The sequence below is a fragment of the Salimicrobium halophilum genome (assembly GCF_900100295.1).
Lineage (GTDB): Bacteria > Bacillota > Bacilli > Bacillales > Halobacillaceae > Salimicrobium > Salimicrobium halophilum.
The window spans coordinates 535,105-556,496 of the sequence record NZ_FNEV01000001.1 but is presented as its reverse complement, the minus strand read 5'-3'; the positions used below and the strand labels follow the sequence as shown (position 1 = coordinate 556,496).

At 46.3% G+C, this 21,392-nt stretch carries 18 protein-coding genes and 1 pseudogene; all 19 read left to right on the top strand.

Translation table 11 applies throughout. From position 1 onward, the window contains the following. The first annotated feature begins 27 nt into the window (after positions 1–27). The 19 genes and pseudogenes from BLQ44_RS02980 to BLQ44_RS02890 all read left to right on the top strand — a co-directional run bounded on the left by BLQ44_RS02980 (position 28) and on the right by BLQ44_RS02890 (position 21,386). Positions 28–414 carry a DUF3397 domain-containing protein gene (locus BLQ44_RS02980; protein ID WP_176757402.1) on the top strand — a complete coding sequence of 129 codons (387 nt, stop codon included), beginning with the start codon at positions 28–30 and terminating at the stop codon, positions 412–414. A gap of 135 nt (positions 415–549) precedes the next feature. After that, positions 550–2,169: a bacillithiol biosynthesis cysteine-adding enzyme BshC gene (gene bshC / locus BLQ44_RS02975; protein WP_176757401.1), complete on the top strand. Its 1,620-nt coding sequence runs from the start codon at positions 550–552 to the stop codon at positions 2,167–2,169. Between the two features lie 99 nt (positions 2,170–2,268). Beyond that, positions 2,269–2,700, top strand: coding sequence for a division/cell wall cluster transcriptional repressor MraZ (mraZ, locus tag BLQ44_RS02970; protein ID WP_093191890.1), 432 nt, complete (start codon positions 2,269–2,271; stop codon positions 2,698–2,700). 20 nt (positions 2,701–2,720) lie between these two features. Continuing rightward, positions 2,721–3,698: a 16S rRNA (cytosine(1402)-N(4))-methyltransferase RsmH gene (rsmH, locus tag BLQ44_RS02965; RefSeq protein WP_093192038.1), complete on the top strand. Its 978-nt coding sequence runs from the start codon at positions 2,721–2,723 to the stop codon at positions 3,696–3,698. After that, positions 3,695–4,066 carry a cell division protein FtsL gene (gene ftsL, locus BLQ44_RS02960; RefSeq protein ID WP_093191888.1) on the top strand — a complete coding sequence of 124 codons (372 nt, stop codon included), beginning with the start codon at positions 3,695–3,697 and terminating at the stop codon, positions 4,064–4,066. The genes rsmH and ftsL overlap by 4 nt, the downstream gene beginning before the upstream one ends. 19 nt (positions 4,067–4,085) lie before the next feature. Continuing rightward, entirely contained in the window at positions 4,086–6,224 is a 2,139-nt protein-coding gene (locus tag BLQ44_RS02955) for a penicillin-binding transpeptidase domain-containing protein (protein WP_093191886.1), read from the top strand. A gap of 70 nt (positions 6,225–6,294) precedes the next feature. After that, positions 6,295–8,202, top strand: coding sequence for a stage V sporulation protein D (locus tag BLQ44_RS02950; protein WP_093191884.1), 1,908 nt, complete (start codon positions 6,295–6,297; stop codon positions 8,200–8,202). Positions 8,203–8,306: 104 nt separating this feature from the next. Next, complete coding sequence (locus BLQ44_RS02945) at positions 8,307–9,773, top strand: UDP-N-acetylmuramoyl-L-alanyl-D-glutamate--2,6-diaminopimelate ligase (RefSeq protein ID WP_093191883.1); 1,467 nt, start codon at positions 8,307–8,309, stop codon at positions 9,771–9,773. Beyond that, positions 9,770–11,119: a UDP-N-acetylmuramoyl-tripeptide--D-alanyl-D-alanine ligase gene (locus BLQ44_RS02940; RefSeq protein ID WP_093191881.1), complete on the top strand. Its 1,350-nt coding sequence runs from the start codon at positions 9,770–9,772 to the stop codon at positions 11,117–11,119. The genes BLQ44_RS02945 and BLQ44_RS02940 overlap by 4 nt, the downstream gene beginning before the upstream one ends. A 34-nt stretch (positions 11,120–11,153) precedes the next feature. Continuing rightward, on the top strand, positions 11,154–12,140 hold the full coding sequence (mraY, locus tag BLQ44_RS02935) for a phospho-N-acetylmuramoyl-pentapeptide-transferase (protein ID WP_093191879.1): 987 nt from the start codon (positions 11,154–11,156) through the stop codon (positions 12,138–12,140). Then, the gene (murD, locus tag BLQ44_RS02930; RefSeq protein ID WP_093191877.1) at positions 12,137–13,477 is read left to right on the top strand and encodes a UDP-N-acetylmuramoyl-L-alanine--D-glutamate ligase; all 1,341 of its coding nucleotides are present in this window, start codon (positions 12,137–12,139) and stop codon (positions 13,475–13,477) included. Before mraY ends, murD begins: the two co-directional genes overlap by 4 nt. Before the next feature lie 41 nt (positions 13,478–13,518). Beyond that, the gene (gene spoVE / locus BLQ44_RS02925) at positions 13,519–14,619 is read left to right on the top strand and encodes a stage V sporulation protein E (RefSeq protein WP_093192036.1); all 1,101 of its coding nucleotides are present in this window, start codon (positions 13,519–13,521) and stop codon (positions 14,617–14,619) included. Positions 14,620–14,791: 172 nt separating this feature from the next. Then, entirely contained in the window at positions 14,792–15,634 is an 843-nt protein-coding gene (locus BLQ44_RS02920; protein ID WP_093191875.1) for a cell division protein FtsQ/DivIB, read from the top strand. 236 nt (positions 15,635–15,870) lie between these two features. Beyond that, positions 15,871–17,169, top strand: a complete 1,299-nt coding sequence (gene ftsA, locus BLQ44_RS02915; protein ID WP_093192034.1) for a cell division protein FtsA — start codon at positions 15,871–15,873, stop codon at positions 17,167–17,169. Positions 17,170–17,208: 39 nt separating this feature from the next. After that, complete coding sequence (gene ftsZ, locus BLQ44_RS02910; protein ID WP_093191873.1) at positions 17,209–18,354, top strand: cell division protein FtsZ; 1,146 nt, start codon at positions 17,209–17,211, stop codon at positions 18,352–18,354. A gap of 230 nt (positions 18,355–18,584) precedes the next feature. After that, a pseudogene (locus tag BLQ44_RS02905) lies at positions 18,585–19,385 on the top strand (sigma-E processing peptidase SpoIIGA); the annotation flags it as partial. Next, positions 19,382–20,098 carry an RNA polymerase sporulation sigma factor SigE gene (sigE, locus tag BLQ44_RS02900; protein ID WP_093191869.1) on the top strand — a complete coding sequence of 239 codons (717 nt, stop codon included), beginning with the start codon at positions 19,382–19,384 and terminating at the stop codon, positions 20,096–20,098. The pseudogene BLQ44_RS02905 and the gene sigE, both read left to right, overlap by 4 nt. Before the next feature lie 66 nt (positions 20,099–20,164). Beyond that, complete coding sequence (sigG, locus tag BLQ44_RS02895) at positions 20,165–20,941, top strand: RNA polymerase sporulation sigma factor SigG (RefSeq protein ID WP_093191867.1); 777 nt, start codon at positions 20,165–20,167, stop codon at positions 20,939–20,941. A gap of 199 nt (positions 20,942–21,140) precedes the next feature. Continuing rightward, entirely contained in the window at positions 21,141–21,386 is a 246-nt protein-coding gene (locus BLQ44_RS02890; RefSeq protein ID WP_093191865.1) for a YlmC/YmxH family sporulation protein, read from the top strand. Positions 21,387–21,392 lie beyond the last annotated feature (6 nt).

Below are 21,392 nucleotides of genomic sequence, written 5' to 3'. Positions count from 1 at the left end.
CTTGGAATGGGAAAAGAGGTGAGAGATATGATCAATGTGTTCACTTTCATTGTTGCTCCGATAGTTACGATGCCGCTATTATTTTTTTTATTCATATACATATGGTTTCAAAAATGGACGAAGACGAAGAAAAGAGCGCTCAGAGGAGCGGTCCATCTTACGGCACCGATTTTTGTGGTAGATGTCTATCTGTTGTTGGAAGTGCTTTTCGGGAGCGGTTATATCGGTTGGGTAGTAGTGATGTTACTGTGCCTTATGGGTCTTTCCTGTGTGATCCAGTACAAAACGAGAGAAGAGCTTAAATTCGGAAGGACATTCAAAGGATTTTTGCGGCTTGCTTTTCTGGTCTTCACCTTTGCGCACGTCTCCTTGTTTTCCTATGGTTTCGTGACTCACGTGTTTCTAGCTTCCTGAGTGAGTAGAATTTCTGGTTACTCGCATAGGTCAGCGAACTTAACTTGTTTCAAACAGATTAGATGAATGCTTGTCCGTAATTATGTACAATATGGTGAGAATGGATACATAGGGACGTACAAAGGAGAATGTGTGATGAGAATCGATCCGGTTCAGTTTGAAGAAAAAAATACGTTAATGAGAGATTATCGTTCTCATTTTGAAAAAATACAAAATAAATTCGATTACAACCCTTTTCGGCAAGACTGTTGGAAGGAACGGCTCGATGAGATTCGGGATCGTTCCTTTCATAGAACCGAACTGTCGGAAGTTTTGAAGAAGATGAATGAAAAGTATGGGGCTGGGGAGATGACGCTCGCTCACATCGAACGGCTCAAAGAAGATGATGCAACCGTCATGATTGCCGGTCAGCAGGCGGGTCTACTTACAGGCCCTTTATATACCGTAAATAAAGCGATATCTGTCATTGAAGCGGCTAAGCAAAAAGAGCGGGCTCTTGGCAAGCCGGTACTTCCGGTATTCTGGATTGCTGGGGAAGATCATGACTTTGAAGAGATCAACCATATCTATTTGAACCAGGACGGGTTGAAAAAGCAGAAAATCTCTCAACAAACAGATGGGAAAACTTCCGTATCTGATGTAGGGCTGGATGAAGATGCAGCAAAGAATTTCATCGATGACTGCTTTCGGAAATTGCCGGAGTCCAAGCACACGAAAGAGGTCTATGACAGAATATCAAATGCTTTGATGGGCTCGAAAACGTACACGGACTTCTTCGCAAGGTTGCTGATTGCATTGTTCAAAGATCAGGGACTCATTGTGATGGATGCTCACGCTCCGGCTATCCGTCATATGGAGAAAGATTATTTCGTCCAGATGATAGAACATAGCGAAGCGATCGCTTCAGGAGTTTATACTCGCGAACAGGAAAATAGAAGGCAGGGATACCCTACTACCATCGGAGCAGAACAGAAAGATGCTCATCTGTTCTATCATGAGGAGGATAGAAGGGTCCTTCTTGTTCGTGAAGGTAGCCGTTTCGTCGGAAAACAGGGAGAAGTGGAACTGGACGAAGATGAGCTGCTGATGATAGCAGAAGAGACGCCTGGAAAACTCAGTAATAACGTCGTATCGAGACCTCTCATGCAGGATCTGTTGCTCCCGGTGCTCGGATTTATCGGTGGTCCGGGTGAGATAAGTTACTGGTCTGCCTTAAGGCCTGCATTTTCAGAGCTTTCCATAAAGATGCCGCCTATCCTTCCCCGCCTCAGTTTCACTTTCATCGGTGAAGATAAACGGATCGCTTCAAGGAATGAAGGGATCGATTTGTATCACGTATTACGACGAGGGCTCGGAGAAGAGAAAATCAAGTACCTTGCTTCTCAGACGAACCTGCCACTTGAAGAGATGAGAGAGGAAGCGAAGAGGGAGATTGCCCGGATCCACAGACCGTTCCAGGAGGAAGCAGGAACGATAGGGCCCGACATTGAAGCATTTGCCGGTAAAAATCTGGCATACATGGAATCTCTCGTAGATGAACTGGTGGAACGGATTTCGAAAGAAAAGAAGAAAAGCTATCAGAAAACGCTTGATTTCTACAGAGAAATGGAGAACCTGTTACGCCCCTTCGGAGGATTGCAGGAAAGGGTGTGGAACCCGGTTCCATTCCTCAATGAGTTCGGCTGGAACTTTTTCACGGAGATTCCCGAATACACATGGGATTTCCGGCAACAACATTATCTTATTTACAGCTGACCCTACTTCTAAAGTAGGGTTTTTTCGTTTTCCGTTAGTTTCCTGTGGTGCAAAGTGGGAGAATGTGGTACGCTTGTAACAGAAAGTGGGGTCGTCTATATGTTGATGGGAGAATATCGTCATAACATGGATACGAAGGGACGACTGATCGTACCCAGCAAACTGAGGGATTCTCTCGGCGATTCATTCGTAGTGACACGCGGATTGGATGGATGCTTATTCGTATATCCGATGTATGAATGGGAAAAGCTTGAAAAGAAGCTTCAATCGCTACCTTTGACGAAAAAAGATGCCCGTGCTTTCACCAGATTCTTTTTGTCAGGTGCCATGGAAAGTGGCCTTGATGGTCAGGGACGTCTCCACTTGGCCCCACCTCTCAGGAGCCATGCTTCGCTCGAGAAATCCTGTGTTATTGTAGGGGTTTCCACAAGGGTGGAAATATGGGCCGAAGAGAAATGGGAAAATTATATGGAAGATTCCCGCCAGGAACTGGAGTCTATTACCGAAAATTTATTGGATCTTGATTTATGAATGAGGAAACGAGTGAGTCCATGTTTGAACATTATAGCGTACTAAAAGAAGAAACCATTGAAAAATTGAACATCCGGGAAGACGGGGTGTACGTTGATTGTACACTGGGGGGCGGAGGACACAGTGAAGAAATCCTGAAACGCCTCACCACCGGTCATCTGTATGCCTTCGACCAGGATGAGAACGCGATGAAAGCAGCCCGAGAACGCTTGGAACCATATGCTGCGAATGTCACGTTCATCGCTGCGAATTTTCGCAGTCTGGAAGAAGAGCTCGAGAAAAGAGGGGTGGAGAGGGTCGACGGCATTTTATACGACCTCGGTGTCTCAAGCCCACAGCTGGATGTGAAAGAGAGAGGATTCAGTTATCATCAGGATGCCCCGCTTGATATGAGGATGAATCAGCATGATGCTATCACGGCGTATGAAGTAGTCAACGAATGGGCTTATGAAGATCTTGTCCGTATTTTCTACAAATACGGAGAAGAGAAATTTTCCAAACAGATTGCAAGAAAAATCGAGAAACAAAGGGAAACGGAACCGATCACCACGACAGGAGAACTCGTAGAATTAATCAAGGAAGGGATTCCGGCTGCTGCCAGAAGAAAAGGCGGGCATCCGGCAAAAAGAGTCTTTCAGGCAATCAGGATTGCTGTCAATGATGAACTCGGAGCTTTTCTCTCTTCTCTTGAGCAGGCAGCACGTTACATATCTCCTGAAGGAAGAATTGCAGTCATCACCTTCCATTCATTGGAAGACAGAATCTGTAAGCAGGCTTTCAAACAATGGAGTACGACCCCGCCTCTTCCGAAAAATTTACCGGTGATACCTGACGAAAAACAACCACCTTTCAGATTGGTGACAAGGAAACCGGTAGAAGCAATCAGTGAAGAGTTGGAAGAAAATCGCAGGTCGCGTTCTGCGAAACTCCGCGTCGTTGAAAAGGTGAAGCCATGGTCCGAAGAATTTCACTTTGAGAAAGGGTGGAAATTGACATGAGTACAGAAAAAGTAAGAGCGTATCAACCGGAAACGAAGCCGAAGCGGAAACAGAAACAGGTGAAGGTGAAAGTCACCAAAAAGAAATGGATCAGTACCGGAGAGAAATATCTTTATTCAGTGATAAGTGGCGCTATGTTATGTGCATGTGCTTATGTCATCAGCTTTTCAAGTGCCACGGATTCCCTGAACCGGGATATCGAGTCCATGGAAGGGAAGATCCAGGAACAACAATCTGTAAATAACTCCCTTTCCTATGAAGCAGAACAACTCAGGAATCCTGAAAGGATTCTTGAAATCGCAAAGAAACACGGCCTGGATATAAAACAGTCTCAGGTGAAACAGGCAGGAACCGTATCCGCAGACTGATTATCTGGAGGATGGCACTATGAAGCATAAAAACACAACACGAGGGGCATCCCTTCTCCTGCTATTGTTCGGTCTTGCTTTTCTCATCATCGCCGGTAGATTTCTTTACATACAGACGACTGGAACTGTACAGGGGGTAGATCTTGAGGAATGGGCGGACAAAAAGCGTACAAGTTCTTACACGATACCTGCAGAACGCGGAAAGATATACGATAAGAACGGAATGGTGTTGGCTTATGACCGCCCGACGTACCGATTGCAGGCGATTGTTGAACCGGAGTACTCCGAGAACCTCCCGGAACCTGAACATGTGACGGATCCGGAGGAAGTTGCAGCAGTTCTTTCTGATTACCTGCCTCTCGAAAAGTCGGATATAACGAACCGGATAGAAGAAGGGCAGGAAGAAGGTAGGTTCCAAGTTGAATTCGGCAGTGCAGGAAGAGATATTCCGAAGGATGATAAAGAAGACATCGAAAGTTCTCTCGAAGAAAAAGAGATAACGGGTGTTACATTCGAAGAGGAGACGGAGCGTTTTTATCCCAATGGTACATTTGCTTCCCACATCCTCGGTTTTGCTCAATCCACGGACGAAGGCGTAGAAGGAGTCACAGGCGTGGAAAAATCCATGGAGAACTATTTGGAGGGCGAAGATGGAAGTATTTCTTATCAACGGGACAAATATGGAACTGAACTTCTCGATCCGGAGGAGATCCTGAAAGCTCCGAAAGACGGGGAAGATGTATATCTTACCATCGATCAGAAAATACAGACGTTCCTCGAAGACGCACTGACTCAGGTCGAGAAAGAGTATGACCCTGCAAAAGTGATGGCAGGAGTGATGGACCCGGAGACTGGGGAAATATTGGCCATGGGGAACAGACCTGCCTATAACCCGAACGATCGCAGTGATGTGGAGAATTGGTACAATGATATGATTGCTTACCCGTTCGAAGTAGGGTCCACGATGAAAATGTTCACGTGGGCAGCAGCGATGGAAGAAGGAGTCTATAACCCATCTGAAACGTTCCAATCAGGCTCCTATACGGTAGGTGGATCTACCATTTCCGACCATAACGACAGTGGTTGGGGGACGATCACTTATGATAAAGGACTGATGCGGTCGTCCAACGTAGCTGCGGCGAAGCTAGGTTATGAGAAGCTTGGTCCTGAAACCTTCCGGGATTATATCGGTCGTTTCGGGTTGGATGATAAAACAGGTATCGATCTTCCTGGGGAGAAGACGGGAACGATTTTGTCCGGGGCAATCGAAACGGTTACCACGTCGTATGGTCAAGGTTCCACAATGACCCCGATCCAACTTCTTACAGCAGCAACGTCTATTGCGAATGAAGGCAAGATGATGAAACCGTATGTCTTTGATTCCATCAGAGAAGCAGATACGGGAGAAGCTGTTGCGGAGAATGAAACGGAAACCCTCGGGGAGCCGATTTCTAAACAAACAGCAGAACAAATGAAAGAGTTGCTTACTCAAGTGGTCAGTAACGAAGATGGAACAGGGAAGCCGTTTGCTCTTGAAGACTTTTCTGTAGCCGGGAAGACAGGGACGGCGAACATATCGGAAGGAGGATACCTTGCCGGGAGGAACAATTACACCTTTTCCTTCCTGGGCATGGCTCCTGCTGAAGATCCGGAACTTGTTATGTATGTAGCGGTTCGACAGCCGAAACTCGAGAATTCAGAAATCGGATCGGATCCTGTTTCCCATATCTTCAAGACCGTCATGCAAAATAGTCTTCACTACTTGAATATATCTCCGGACCAGAATGAAAAGATGACTGTAGAGAACTTGGAGATTCCTGAGGTTGAAGGGGAGTCTGTCGAAGAAGCCAAACAGTCCCTGAGCGAATTCTCAGAAGTCACTGTAGTAGGAAGTGGCTCCAAAGTGGAAGCGGTGCTGCCTCATAACCAGGAGGAAGCAGTAGCGAATGAGCATATAATGATTATTACTGATGAGCCGACGATGCCGAATATTACAGGCTGGTCCCAGCGTGAAGTGCAGCGACTTGCTGATTATTTCGGAATCACCCTTGAAGTGATGGGGAACGGGTATGTGAAGAAACAAAGCATAGAAAGAAGTGCAGCGCTTGATAAAGATGATTATCTAGTCATTGAACTCGAACCGCCGGAAACCCCTTAGCAGTGTTCTAATCGTTTTTGATATACATACATTAAGTACAAGCAAATCTCAAAAGGAGAACTGAGATGCCATGTATGTAATCAAGAAACGGTTAGTCACTGCTTTTTTTGCTGCCCTTCTATTATTTCTTATCATGATCACACGCCTCGGATATGTCCAGTTCGAAAAGCATGAGGATCTGAAAGAAAAAGCGGAAGGGCTATGGACAAGAGATATTGTTTATGAAGCAGAACGTGGGAAAATCGTGGACAGGGAAGGCAGAACTATAGTCGGCAATCAACCGGCTCCATCTGTAATCGTCGTTCCAAGACAAGTCAAAGATAAAGAAACAACAGCAGAAACCCTGGCTCACATCCTCCAGATGAGTAAAGAAAAAGCATATCGTCACGTAACGAACCAGGTGTCTATGGAGCGCATTCATCCGGAAGGGCGCAAAATAACGGAGGAACAGGTGCTGAAATTAAGAGAAGAACGGATGGAAGGTGTATACATCGCAAAAGACTACAAGAGGAAATACCCCGAAGGTGCTTTCTTATCCCACGTGGTCGGTTTCAGTGGGATTGATAATCAGGGGCTGGCAGGACTCGAAGCCTATTATAATGATCGCCTTGAAGGAGAGGCGGGTTCCTTGTCGTTCTATTCTGATGCCAAAGGTAAAAGACTTGAAGGGCTTATGGATAAATATAATCCTCCGGAAGATGGACAGGACCTCAAACTAACCATCAATCGGGACATCCAGGAAATCGTGGAAAGAGAACTGGATATCTCTGAAGCTACTTATAATCCCGACGGTCAGATTGCGATTGCAATGGACCCGGGTAGTGGAGAGATATTGGCGATGGCCTCGAGACCCACCTTCCATCCCGGGGAATACTCAGAGGTAGACCCTTCCGTGTATAATCGGAATTTGCCTGTATGGAGCACCTATGAGCCGGGATCCACTTTTAAGATCATTACACTTGCCGCGGCTCTTCAGGAAGATGTGGTCGATCTTCATAATGGCCATTTCCATGATCCTGGTCACGTGAAGGTGAATGGCGCGAAATTGCGCTGTTGGAAAGGCGGAGGTCACGGCAGTCAATCCTTTTTGGAAGTCGTGCAGAATTCCTGCAACCCCGGCTTCGTCGAACTGGGAGAAAGACTTGGAGTCGAGACGTTGTACAAGTATATCAAGGACTTCGGGTTCGGTAAGCAGACAGGAATCGACCTGAGTGGAGAGGCCAAAGGCATCCTTTTCAAAGAAGACGCGGTTGGTCCGATTGAGCTTGCGACGACGAGCTTCGGTCAGGGCGTATCGGTCACACCGATTCAGCAGGTAGCTGCCGTTTCCGCGGCTGTGAATGGGGGAACGTATTTTCAGCCATTTATCCGTAAAGCATGGATCGATTCTGAGACAGGTGAAGAGATCCAGGCTTTTGAACCGAAAGCGGAACGTAAAATCATCGATACGGAAACTTCCCTGAAGATCAGGGAAGCTCTGGAGTCAGTCGTTGCTAAAGGTACAGGGAGGAGCGCTTTCATTGAAGGATATCCGATGGGAGGGAAAACCGGAACGGCTCAGAAGGTCGGACCGGACGGCACTTACATGACGAATAATCACATAGTGTCGTTCATCGGCTTTGCACCTGCCGACGATCCGGAAATTGTCGTCTACGTGGCTGTAGATAACCCGAAAGATACTGTCCAGTTCGGCGGGGTTGTCGCTGCACCGATTGTGAAGGAAATAATGGAGGACAGTTTACGGGCGATGGGGATCGAAGAGCGTGAGGACCAGCTGGAGAAGGATTATACGTGGACGGAAGAAGAATATGTGGAAGTACCGGATATAACAGGGGAATCGAAGTCTTCTCTAAGCAAGCTGCTGACACCTTTGAGAGTGGAAGCAGAGGGGGAAGGAGACCGTGTGTTCCATCAGGCTCCACGGGCCGGAGTTAAAGTGCCACCTGATACTGTCGTTCGTGTTTACCTCAGCGATTGAAACAGTCAGATTTCGCTACACTCATTTTTTGTAACCAAAAGGAAGCTATCTTTGATATAATAAGAAAGAATGTGTTTTTTACTAAGAAAGTTAGGATGAATGAGATGAATTTGGATCAATTACTTACTTCCGTACCGTTTTATAAACGATTCGGAGATCAGGAAACGAATATAACAGGCATTACGATGGACTCCCGGCAGGTAAAGCCGGGGGATCTATTCATGTCTATCAGAGGTTTCGAGACGGATGGGCATCGATACATACCTTCAGCTATAAGAAATGGGGCTGCGGCAATCGTAGCAGAAGAATTTGTGGAAGTGGATGTTCCCCTTATCGTAGTGAGTGATACGAAACGTGTTATGGCTCAACTCGCTTCTTACTACTACGATAACCCGACCCGTGACATGCACTTGATCGGTGTTACCGGTACCAATGGGAAAACGACGATTACGTATCTTTTGGATGAGATCTTTACGGAGAATCGAAGCTCCACCGGAGTGATCGGAACGATTCAAACGAAAATCAATGAACAGTCCTATGATGTGGCGAACACTACGCCGGATTCTGTTACGCTTCACGATTTCTTCCACACGATGAAGGAAGAAGGAGTAGATGCGGCGATGATGGAGGTATCCTCCCATGCCCTTGATCAAGGAAGGGTCTATGGACTCGACTTTAATATAGCGGTCTTTACAAACTTGAGCCAGGATCATCTTGATTACCATAAAGATATGGATGACTATCTGCGTGCCAAATCTCTGCTATTTTCTCAGCTTGGTAACCATTACGAACAAGGAAGAGAGAAATATGCCGTCGTCAATACAGACGATCCTGCCGGAGAGATGCTGATAAGGTCGACAGCTCAGCCGGTTCTTACCTATGGTCTCGAGCATGGAGATATACATGTCCGGAATATTGTGTCGAATGAGACCGGCGTTTCCTTTACGATGGTCACACCAGTAGGAACCGTCGACATAAGCAGCGGGCTCATGGGTGAATTCAGTATCTATAATATGCTGGCAGCTGCAGGGGCCGCTATTGCCAGTGGCATATCACTTGAAGTGATTGCTCGTGCCTTTCAGAAAACGAAGGGGGTACCTGGAAGACTTGAACCTGTCCTTGCAGGTCAGAACTATGGAATTGTCGTCGACTATGCGCATACACCGGATTCCTTGAAAAATGTATTGAGTACCTTACGCAAGGTTTGTGAAGGAGAAGTTAGAGTGGTCGTCGGTTGCGGGGGAGACAGAGACAGGGAGAAGCGTCCGCAGATGGCTGATATAGCGATGGAGATGGCGGATGATGTGTATTTTACGTCTGACAATCCGAGATCCGAAGACCCCGAACAAATCCTTGACGATATGACCCTTCACCTGAGCGGAGGCTTCCAGAGAATCACGGATCGTAAACAGGCGATTGCCCGGGCGGTGTCTTCCTGCCAGGAGAAAGATGTCTTGCTCATAGCCGGAAAAGGACATGAAACGTATCAGGAAATAGATGGTGTAAAAACAGATTTTGACGACCGTAAAGTCGCAAAGGAAGCTGTTACAGGTAGGAGGGAAGAAACATGATAACGACGACAGAAACGATGATCTCTCTGTTCCACGATTTCAAGGGGGATGCCCATAGAGGAATTCACATCGAAAGTGTGATGACTGATACCAGGGTCCCCGGAAGAAAAAGTTTGTTCATTCCGATTGTAGGAGAGAACTTTGATGCTCACTCCTTCCTTGATAAAGCGATTGAGCAAGGAGCGGTGGCGGCGTTATGGCAAAAGGATATAGACCTTCCTGCTTACGTTCCGACGGATTTTCCGGTGTTTTTTGTAGAGGATACCCTCACTGCGATGCAACGGCTCGCGAATGAATATATTCGTAGGGTGGAACCGACTGTCGTAGCGATTACCGGATCAAATGGAAAAACGACAACGAAGGATATGGCGGCTTCAGTACTAAGAAAGAAATTCCGGACGCATTACACGAAGGGGAACCTGAATAATCATATCGGTGTGCCCCTCACCGTTTTTGCAATGCCGGAGAATACGGAAGTCCTTGTGCTAGAAATGGGGATGAATAGAGCTGGGGAAATAGAAGTGTTGAGTGAACTCGCCCGCCCCCATTACGGAATTGTGACGAATATAGGAGAGTCTCACATTGAACATCTGGGGAGCCGTGAGAATATAGCGACAGCAAAGCTTGAAATCACAGCCGGGTTCAGGGAAAGCAGTCTCCTTATTTATGACGGGGATGAAAAACTGCTCGCAGGTACGAAGGGAATCACCTGTGGGTTTTCGGATTACGTAGATAGAAAAGCGGAAAATATTCTTCTTCATGATGAGGGGAGTCGTTTTCAAGTGGAAGGAAGCACTTATGACCTTCCCCTTGTCGGAAAACATAACGTGAAGAATGCCGTTTACGTATTGACCCTTGCGGAAAAGCTCGGTATGAACCCGGAAGAAGTCCAGAGTGGCTTCGGGGAGTTGACGATGACCGGGATGCGTCTGGAGAAGGTACTAGGGTTGCAGGGCTCTCATGTCTTCAACGATACGTACAATGCTTCCCCGACTTCGATGAAAGCCGTCATCGATTTTTTGAAACAATATCAGGCTAAATCCCACAAAATTCTCGTGCTGGGAGATATGTTCGAACTCGGATATCACAGCCGGGAACTGCATGCCAGCGTCGCAGAGTCCGTAACCCCTGACATAGATGCTGTATTATCGATCGGGGAGGATTCGAGAGCTATCACAGAAGAAGTGGCCAGGAGGTTCTCTTCTGTACTAACGGCTCATTATAAAGAAAAACAGGAATTGATAGAGAAACTGAAAAGCCTGCTCCAAGAAGACAGCGTTGTACTTGTGAAGGCTTCCCGCGGAATGAAACTTGAAGAAGTCGTGACAGCTATTACGAATGAATAATGTTGGTTGATCGGTTTAAGGAGGAAATACAGAAATGAATGAACTATTATTACTTGCAATTATGGGAATCGCCTTTTTGCTTACGGTCGCCCTGTTCCCTGTGGTCATCCCGTTTTTGAGAAGGTTGAAGTTTGGACAGGAAATCCGTGAAGAAGGGCCTTCCTCACACCAGAAAAAAAGCGGTACGCCGACCATGGGCGGTTTGATGGTGCTTTTTTCTGTTACGGTGACGATCGTTTTATTCCTCCCATTCTTCTATGCGAATGGACTCGGAATGGAAACGACACTTCTTCTGATTGTCCTGCTAGGGTACGGGTTGATCGGATTTCTCGATGATTACATTAAAGTGGCAAAGAAAAGGAATCTCGGCCTGACCTCTAAGCAGAAAATGGCTATGCAACTCGTGATAGCAGCTATTGTATACGTCATCCTGATGACCGGAGGATTTGACACATCCATACAAATACCTTCTACCTCTCTCTCCGTGGACCTTGGAGCTGGTTATGGTGTGCTGCTTTTATTGATGCTTGTAGGCGGATCGAATGCCGTCAACCTGACAGATGGTCTGGATGGATTACTTGCAGGGACGGCTTCTATCGCATTCGGAGCTTTTGCAATCCTTGCATGGGCAGTAGCGGGGGACGTAGAGACGGCCCTCTTCACGGTAGCGGTCATCGGAGCATTGCTCGGGTTTCTCGTGTTTAACGCTCATCCTGCGAAGGTGTTCATGGGGGATACAGGTTCCCTGGCTCTCGGAGCGGCTATTGCTATGGTCGCCATCCTCTTGAAAATGGAACTTCTCTTGATCATCGTGGGAGGAGTATTTGTACTGGAGACCTTGTCTGTCATCATTCAAGTCCTTTCTTATAAAACAACCGGAAAACGTGTGTTTCGAATGAGTCCTCTTCATCACCATTATGAACTGAAGGGATGGTCGGAATGGAAAGTGGTAACCGCCTTTTGGATTGCAGGTCTTCTATTCGCTATCCTCGGAGTTTCGATGGAGGTGATGGTCGGATGAAACAGTTGAAGAACTTTCCATATGAGCGCGCGCTGGTGGTTGGATTAGCCAAAAGCGGGTTCGCAGCAGCTGCAATTCTTCAAAAAAGCGGCGTCCGCACCACGGTCAATGATTTGAATACATCAGAGGGGAGTAAGGAAGCCGGGCAGCTTAAACGGATGGGGGTCTCTCTTGTAACAGGCAGTCACCCCTTGGAACTTCTGGATGAAACGGATGTTGTCGTCAAGAACCCGGGAATCCCTTATGAAAATGAATTGATAGCAGAGGCTGTAGAACGTGGCATCACCGTAGTGACAGAGGTGGAACTCACAGCTTACTTGCATGAAGGGCCTGTGATCGGCATTACGGGTTCTAATGGAAAAACGACGACGACAACGCTTGTGCACCGCATTCTTGAAGCGGACAACCGGAGAGTGCATGTTGCAGGTAATATAGGAGAGGTCGCCTGTGAGGTGGCTCAGCGTACCGACGATTCGGATATCATGGTAATCGAGCTATCCTCTTTTCAATTGCTCGGCATTGAGAAATTCCGTGCAGACGTAGCAGTGTGGCTCAACCTTTTTGACAGCCATCTTGATTATCATAAAACCCGGGAGAACTATCAGGCTGCCAAAGCCAATATCCTGAACAACCAATCCGATGAAGATTGCTTCGTTTACAATGCAGATGACAGGCTCGTAGAAAGCTATAAAACGAAGACTCAGGCAAAAGGCGTTCCTTTTTCTCTTTATCAGGATAAGAATGGTGCCTGGGCGGACGATTCGTTTATCTATTACAAAGAAGAAATCGTTGCAGAAAGAGGGGAAATCGTCCTCGTCGGGGAACATAACATACAGAATTGTCTTGCCGCCGTTGCTGCCTGTAAATGTCTCGGAGTTTCGAATGAAGCCGTTCAAGCTGTGCTCTATGAGTTCGCAGGGGTTTCTCACCGTTTGCAGTACGTAGACAAGAAGTACGAACGCTTCTTCTATAATGACTCGAAAGCGACTAATATCAGAGCGACCAGTCATGCGTTACAAGCATTTCCAGAGCCTGTCGTGCTGCTTGCAGGAGGGCTCGATCGAGGAAATGCGTTCGATGAACTCATTCCATATCTCCCTAAAGTGAAACATTTTGTCCTTTTCGGGGAAACTGCCGGCAAACTTGAAGCGCTTGCCCGGGATTCTGATATCCCCTTTGTATCTGTAGAGACGATGGAAGATGCAGTAGAAGCGGCTTATAGAGTTTCATTGAAGGGTGACGTCATCCTTCTCTCTCCGGCGTGTGCCAGCTGGGACCAGTATCGGACGTTTGAGGAGAGAGGTAATAAATTCATAGCGGCTGTTCATAAGCTTTAGTAGGGGCTTATGGACAACATGTGCCCTGGCTCTTTACGGAGGTGGGGTTTTTGTTTAAACGTTGTGATCGTTTCCTTCTTCTACTGATTCTGGTTATCGTCGGAGCGGGGGTGGTGATGGTGTACAGTTCCTCCTCAGCTTGGTCGATGTATAAATTCGATGATTCTTTTTATTACGCCAAGCGTCAATTGCTTTTTGCAGGGTTGGGAATTGCGATGATGGCCCTGGTACAAAGGATTCCGATAAGTTTTTGGGACAAGTATGCTTATCATATTTATATCGCGTGCCTGATTTGCATGGCAGCAGTGCTTATTCCGGGAGTCGGGATGGTGCGCGGTGGGGCAAGAAGCTGGATTGGTATAGGTATTTTCAGTATTCAGCCTGCGGAATTCATGAAGCTTGGTGTCATTCTTGCGCTTGCAAGGTTTTTGGCGACAAACTATAAGGACGTTCAATCTTTTCAGCGTGTTTTTTTACCGGCGTTAGTGATGACGATACTTCCTTTCCTGCTGATTATGCTTCAGCCCGACCTCGGAACGGGGACAGTGTTGTTCGGAACAGGTATGGTGCTGCTCGTTATTGCTGGAAGCAGAATGCGTTATTTTTTCGCTTTGGCCGGTCTGGCACTTGCAGGGCTGGTCGGGCTGATCGCTTCCGCCCCTTACAGAATCGATCGGTTGACTGCCTATCTCAACCCCTGGGAGGACCCTCTCGGCACGGGTTTTCAGATTATTCAATCCCTCTACGCAGTGGGGCCTGGAGGTTTGTTCGGTACGGGGCTCGGAAGAAGTATACAAAAGTATTATTATCTTCCGGAACCTCAGACGGATTTCATATTTTCTGTCATCGCCGAAGAGCTAGGGTTTATTGGTGCTTCGACCCTGTTGGCCTTATTCTTCCTATTGATGTGGAGAGGTTTCATAACTGCTATCTATTCGCCGGATATGTTTTCGTCTTTCATTGCCGCTGGTGTCGTAGGTATGGTCGTAATCCAGGTAGGTATAAATATAAGCGTTGTGATCGGTTTGATACCTGTCACCGGCATAACACTACCTTTGATCAGTTACGGAGGTTCATCTTTGACAGTGACACTGGCTTCGCTTGGACTCGTACTACGTGTAAGCGGGAACGCGAAGAATTAACAATGTTTACGAAAAAGAAGGTTAGGGAAGAGGAGCATGTGAGAATGCTCCTATTTTTTTCGATTTCCTCGCATTACCGTCTACGTAGGGGCGTTTACATATGCTATAATAAAGTGAAATACATCTATACTGGCTGGGTATGAAGCCTACCCGTACATAAGGGGATTCTTAGATGAAGAAAGAAAAAAATGTTGTATCGATTGAAGAACGAATTCCTCAACTGAAACAACGACGAAAGAGAAAAGTGAATCGACAACTGATCTTGTACTTGACCATCCTTTTCTTGCTGATTGGAGTCGTTATTTATCTTCAATCCCCGCTCAGTAACGTCGCTACTATAGAGGTGAACGGAGAAGAGGAAGTGGCAGAAGAAGAAATCAGGGAATTAAGTGGAATAACGGAAGACAATAATTTGTGGTCCGTGGACCGCAATTCTGTCAGGGAAGCTCTTATGACACATCCCGAGGTGAAGGATGCAACCATCAATAGAAGTTTCCCGGCTACTGTCACGATCACTGTTGATGAAAGAGACAGGGTAGCTTATGTGGAGGAAGAAGAATCTTATGCACCTATTCTCGAAAATGGAAACATTCTCGATAAGAGAGTGGATCATCCAGGAGGAGACGCTCCTGTCCTTTCAGGGTTCACTAAAGAAGAGAACCTTAAAGAAATGGCTGCTGAAATTAGTGAGCTTCCTCCAAGCATCTCCAGTCTGATTTCGGAAGTACACTGGGTAGAAGATGAAGAGTGGGACAAAGTTCGATTATACATGAACGACGGTTATACGGTTCTGGCTTCTATGCGATACTTTGCTGAAAAAATGCCGAGCTACCCATCCATCGTAGCACAGCTGAACCCTGATGCCAGAGGTGTGATTCACATCGGAGTGGGCACGTACTTTGAACCATCCGAAACCGAAAGTGGTCAAGGGGAGAATGAAGAGAACGAAAAAAGCGAACAAAGCGAACAAAGTGAAGACACATCGGAACTCGAGGAGAATACTTCTGAAGAGTAACAAAGGAAAAAAAGAAGGAATTTGTTTATCCGAATGGAATTAGATGTATAATAGGTTTTTTCTAACGGAAAAGGATATGGACGACTTCACCCTTAATGTTCAGTTGTCTTGTGAGGCTAAAGCATTACACAGTCTATCAATTCGTTTACGAATATGAAAAACGATTGTTTTTGAATGGGTTATCCTTTAATATGTGACATACTTTCATGGTCGTTTACAGGAGGTGCGCCATAGTGATGAATGAAAAAGAGATACTTGTAAGCCTGGATGTAGGCACAAGTGAAATTAAAGCAATAATCGGAGAAGTTGCCAATGATTCCCTTAATATCATTGGAGTGGGTAGCGCCCCTTCTATAGGAATGAAAAAGGGTGCTATCGTCGACATCGACAAGACCGTCCAATCCATCCGTTCTGCAGTCGATCAGGCGGAGAGAATGGTAGACATGAAAATCGATCGCGTGGTTGTAGGAATTAACGGAAATCATGTACAGTTACAGGACTGCCACGGGGTAGTAGCTGTCTCGAGTGAAGATCGGGAAATTGCTGATGAGGATATCACACGTGTCATCGACGCTGCTCAAGTCGTTTCCGTACCTCCGGAGAGAGAAATCATTGATGTGATACCAAAGGAATTCATTGTTGACGGACAGGATGAGATCACGGATCCGCGTGGCATGATCGGCGTCCGTCTGGAAATGGAAGGTACGATTATCACCTGCACTAAAACCGTGTTACATAATACGTTAAGATGCGTAGAGAGGGCCGGACTTGAAGTCGGTGATGTTTGTCTTCAGCCGTTGGCATCCGGCTCCGCTTCTTTATCAGAAGATGAAAAGCATCTTGGAGTAGCTCTCATCGATATGGGCGGTGGCTCCACCACCGTTTCTGTATTCAGGGAAGGGCATATTGTGGGTACGGCAATGATTCCTCTTGGTGGAGATAATATTACAAAAGATCTTTCTGTCGGATTGCGTACGTCTACAGAGGAAGCGGAAAATATCAAAGTGGATTATGGACATGCTTTCTTCGATGATGCCAATGATCAGGAAACGTTTTCTGTGAATATTATCGGCAGCAATCAGTTACAGACATTCAATCAGCTTCAGATTTCTGATATGATTGAAGCTAGACTCGAAGAAATATATGTGATGGTAGCTAAAGAGCTGCAGAACATGGGTGTACGTGATCTTCCTGGAGGGTTCGTACTTACGGGAGGTTCCATGAATATGCCCGGGGTGCTTGAGCTTGCTCAGGATGTTTTCAGTGCAAATCTGAGGCTTGCCGTTCCGGATTATCTGGGAGTAAGAGACCCTAAATTCACAAGCGGCGTAGGTATCTTGCAATTTGCTTACCGCAATGCGAAAATACAGGGAAAGGATATCTTTCCAAGTATGCAAGACACTGCTAGTTCAGGGAGACCTGCACCAAAGCAGAAAAAAGTACAAAAAACAGAGCAGCCTAAAGAAGAGAAGAAACAGCCGAAAGAAAAAGAGGAAACTGGTTTCTCGAAATTCATCAAAGCATTTTTTGACTAAAATATAAGGATGCAACTAGCCGGTTAGGAGGAACGAATGATGTTAGATTTTGATACGAGCATGGATCAATTAGCTACGATTAAAGTCATCGGTGTTGGAGGTGGCGGTTCGAACGCTGTCAACCGAATGATTGAGCATGGAGTCCAGGGAGTTGAGTTTATCGCGGTCAACACGGACGCCCAGGCACTGAATATGTCGAAAGCGGAAGTGAAGATGCAGATCGGAAATAAGTTGACCCGTGGGCTCGGAGCCGGTGCCAACCCGGAAGTCGGACGAAAAGCGGCAGAAGAAAGTAAAGAACAGCTAGAAGAAGCTCTTCAGGGAGCGGATATGGTATTCGTAACAGCTGGAATGGGTGGCGGAACCGGAACCGGTGCTGCACCTGTTATTGCCCAGGTAGCAAAAGAACTGGGAGCGTTGACTGTCGGCGTGGTCACCAGACCATTCACCTTCGAAGGCAGAAAGCGTTCGACCCAGGCTGGCGGAGGTATCGACAGCTTCAAAGGAAGTGTGGATACACTAATCGTAATCCCTAACGATCGACTGCTTGAAATTGTCGATAAAAACACTCCGATGCTTGAAGCGTTCCGTGAAGCGGATAACGTCCTTCGTCAAGGTGTACAGGGTATCTCGGACCTTATAGCGGTTCCGGGTCTGATCAACGTCGACTTTGCTGACGTGAAGACGATCATGGTCGATAAAGGGTCCGCGTTGATGGGTATCGGTATCGCTACGGGAGAAAGCAGAGCAGCGGAAGCAGCGAAGAAAGCTATTTCTTCCCCTCTTCTGGAAACATCCATTGACGGGGCGCACGGTGTTCTGATGAATATCAGTGGAGGTACGAACCTCAGCCTTTATGAAGTGCAGGAGGCGGCTGACATCGTCACTTCTGCTGCAGACCAGGAAGTTAACGTCATTTTCGGGTCTGTCATCAATGAAAATCTGAAAGATGAAATAGTAGTAACGGTCATCGCTACCGGATTTGATGAAACGCAAATGAAAGAAGGACAGTCCAAACCTCGTCAGCGCACGGTACAAACGCAGCAATCAGAACCGGAACCTCGGCAACGGGAAGAACAGCCTCGCCGTGAACCTAGAGAGCAGATGAACGACCAGTCAGCTCCTCAGGAAGAGGAAACGTTGGATATTCCGACATTCCTGCGCAATAGAAATAGAAGAAGATAATACCAAGACTTCCACCTGTAACAGGTGGAAGTTTTTTTGTGGAAAATGATAGTTGAAAGCATGTTTCGTTCCTAGCAAAACATCTATTCATGTTAGAAAGCTTTACTTCGCTTTTCGATGAATCGACAAAATAATATTCATCTTCTTCGCTTTTTACCGACATGTTTTCCGCCCCTCTCCCCTTATACTGATGATAGAAAGGGAAGGAGGGAGAGGCTGTATACTTAGAGTCTTATATGCTGATGAACGTCCTGGTGGATGGAATTCTATTACAGATTACCGCCCGTTTGTGGGGGGTTCGTCTGTCTTTGCGTAAAATGACTGTCGCTTTCCTCTTTTTTTTATTGCTTACCTGGTCTTCTTTGTACAACATCGTACCTGTGTGGCTTCTGATTCTTGGAGGCATTGTAGTAATTATACGTATCATTTTTCCGTATCGATCGCTGAATGCCTGGGTGGGGCAGGCAGCCACTTATTATGTTATTTGCTTTATGGTAGGGGGAGGATTCTACGCGATAGCGCCATATAGCGGCTGGCCGAACCCGGCTATTACCGTTCTCTCCTTTATCGGAGGAGGATGGGTGGTAAGAGGGATTCTTGGTCAAATGGAGAGTCTGACGCGTGTCAAGGAAGGGTGCAGGGACGTACGATTGATCTGGAATCATAAAAATATTGAAGTCAGTGCTTTTGTTGACACGGGAAATCTGCTCACGGAACCATGGACGGGCAAGGGAGTCAGTGTAGCGGAGAAGGATGTGTTTTTGCATTGGTTTACGGAGGAACAACTAGTGGAGTTCACTGATATTACAAATACCGACTCCCCGTTTTGTTTTATTCCGTTTCAGGCTGCAGGCGCAAGCGATCATGAATGGATGGCGGTATTGAAAATGGATGACATGATCATCGACGGCGAACATGTTATTCATAAGCCACTGATCGGTCTGCATCCCGGCAAATTGTCGGCACATCATTCGTATCAGATGCTCCTGCACCCGGACCTTATGAATGAATGGGAAGGGGACAAGTTATGAATCGATGGAAACGAATGAGGCTATGGCTGTTTAAAGTTCTTAGAAAATTGGGATGGAAGCCGAAGGAAACCTACTACATCGGAGGGAACGATGCTCTGCCACCTCCCCTCTCGAGGCAGGAAGAACAAGAGCTTTTGAAGAAGCTTCCAGAGAAAGACAAGGCGGCCAGGGGCATGCTCATTGAACGTAACCTTCGTCTCGTCGTCTATATAGCCAGGAAATTTGAAAACACAGGGGTTCACATAGAAGATTTGATCAGTATCGGCACCATCGGACTCATCAAGGCGGTCAATACATTCAATCCGGAAAAGAAGATCAAGTTGGCGACGTATGCTTCGAGGTGTATTGAAAATGAAATTCTCATGTACCTGAGAAAAAGCAGCAAACGAAAAACGGAGATATCCTTTGATGAGCCACTTAATGTAGACTGGGACGGAAATGAATTGCTGTTATCCGATATTCTGGGGACCGACGATGATGTAATTACGAAAGAAATGGAAAAGAAAGTGGATAAATCCCTGCTGATGAGTGCCATCGAACAATTGAACGATAGGGAGAAAGAGATCATGCATATGAGGTTCGGACTTATCGGGAATAAAGAAAAAACGCAGAAAGATGTAGCGGATGCGATGGGAATCTCTCAGTCGTATATATCAAGACTCGAAAAAAAGATCATCCAAAGGCTTCAGAAAGAGTTCGACAAAATGGTGTAGCTGCGCATAAAAAAATTTCCTGAGGAGACAATGAAAATACAAATTGCTTCTCAGGAGGGAACTTCTGTGCCAAAACATAAAGTGAACATATGCGGAGTAGATACATCCACGCTCCCTGTTTTAAAAAACAAAGAAATGAAAGAGTTGTTCATCCGACTTCAAAGCGGGGAAGAAGAAGCAAGGCAGGAACTGGTCAACGGAAATCTTAGGCTGGTATTATCCGTGATCCAGAGGTTCATGAATCGAGGAGAGTATGGGGATGATCTGTTCCAGGTGGGATGTATCGGTCTCTTGAAATCCATTGATAATTTCGACCTGAAACACAACGTGAAATTCTCTACTTACGCAGTTCCCATGATCATCGGAGAAATACGGAGGTATCTGCGGGATAATACGCCGATCCGTGTCTCGCGGTCCATTAGAGATACAGCCTATAAAGCACTTCAGATGAGAGAAGAGATAATGAGAGAAACGGCGAAAGAACCTACCGCCCGTCAGATTTCAAGAAGAATGGACCTTCCTGAAGAAGATGTGGTGTTCGCCCTTGATGCTATACAGGACCCCGTGTCATTGTTTGAACCGATATATAATGACGGTGGGGATCCGATATATGTTGTCGATCAGCTGAAGGATGAAAAAGAAGCCTCCTGGGATGATGAACTGTCTCTTCGGGAGGGGATCAAATTGCTGGATAACAGAGAAAAGACGATCGTTACGAAGCGATTTTTCGACGGGAAAACACAGATGGAAGTGGCGGAAGAAATCGGAATTTCACAAGCTCAAGTATCGAGACTTGAGAAGGCAGCAATGAAGGAAATGAACGAATCGATGTTCCAGGAGTAGAAACTGGAACAAAGAATAAATCCATTACGACATATTTCAAAAGCATGGTTTGAACGATTTGCTCCTTAAAGAGCTGTCGTTGAAGCCATGCTTTTTTAATTTTGTATACTTGATCATTCCCCTCCGAACCTATCCTGCTTCAGTTGATATCCCTCATGAGGTGGATGGATGAAACATACGATAATACAGGAGGGATTCGATGAAAATAACAGATCTTCAGTTGAAAGATGTTATAGCAGTGGAATCAGGAGAAAGGCTCGGATTTATTACAGATGTGGATATTGATACGAAGACGGGGAGACTCGCTTCGATTGAACTTCAGTTGAAAGGGAAAACGATGGGATTATTCGGCAAAGAAGAAGCCGTTCAAGTGAAGTGGGAACAAATTGTAAACATCGGTGCAGACGTTATTCTGGTGAATATTAAGGGTACTGAACCTAAGTAGAGTTAA

Excerpts from the sequence above, each read along its gene's own strand:
- BLQ44_RS02980 (WP_176757402.1), top strand. The coding sequence starts at position 28 with ATGATCAATGTGTTCACTTTCATTGTTGCTCCGATAGTTACGATGCCG.
- bshC (WP_176757401.1), top strand. The coding sequence starts at position 550 with ATGAGAATCGATCCGGTTCAGTTTGAAGAAAAAAATACGTTAATGAGA.
- mraZ (WP_093191890.1), top strand. The coding sequence starts at position 2,269 with ATGTTGATGGGAGAATATCGTCATAACATGGATACGAAGGGACGACTG.
- rsmH (WP_093192038.1), top strand. The coding sequence starts at position 2,721 with ATGTTTGAACATTATAGCGTACTAAAAGAAGAAACCATTGAAAAATTG.
- ftsL (WP_093191888.1), top strand. The coding sequence starts at position 3,695 with ATGAGTACAGAAAAAGTAAGAGCGTATCAACCGGAAACGAAGCCGAAG.
- BLQ44_RS02955 (WP_093191886.1), top strand. The coding sequence starts at position 4,086 with ATGAAGCATAAAAACACAACACGAGGGGCATCCCTTCTCCTGCTATTG.
- BLQ44_RS02950 (WP_093191884.1), top strand. The coding sequence starts at position 6,295 with ATGTATGTAATCAAGAAACGGTTAGTCACTGCTTTTTTTGCTGCCCTT.
- BLQ44_RS02945 (WP_093191883.1), top strand. The coding sequence starts at position 8,307 with ATGAATTTGGATCAATTACTTACTTCCGTACCGTTTTATAAACGATTC.
- BLQ44_RS02940 (WP_093191881.1), top strand. The coding sequence starts at position 9,770 with ATGATAACGACGACAGAAACGATGATCTCTCTGTTCCACGATTTCAAG.
- mraY (WP_093191879.1), top strand. The coding sequence starts at position 11,154 with ATGAATGAACTATTATTACTTGCAATTATGGGAATCGCCTTTTTGCTT.
- murD (WP_093191877.1), top strand. The coding sequence starts at position 12,137 with ATGAAACAGTTGAAGAACTTTCCATATGAGCGCGCGCTGGTGGTTGGA.
- BLQ44_RS02920 (WP_093191875.1), top strand. The coding sequence starts at position 14,792 with ATGAAGAAAGAAAAAAATGTTGTATCGATTGAAGAACGAATTCCTCAA.
- ftsA (WP_093192034.1), top strand. The coding sequence starts at position 15,871 with ATGAATGAAAAAGAGATACTTGTAAGCCTGGATGTAGGCACAAGTGAA.
- ftsZ (WP_093191873.1), top strand. The coding sequence starts at position 17,209 with ATGTTAGATTTTGATACGAGCATGGATCAATTAGCTACGATTAAAGTC.
- sigE (WP_093191869.1), top strand. The coding sequence starts at position 19,382 with ATGAATCGATGGAAACGAATGAGGCTATGGCTGTTTAAAGTTCTTAGA.
- BLQ44_RS02890 (WP_093191865.1), top strand. The coding sequence starts at position 21,141 with ATGAAAATAACAGATCTTCAGTTGAAAGATGTTATAGCAGTGGAATCA.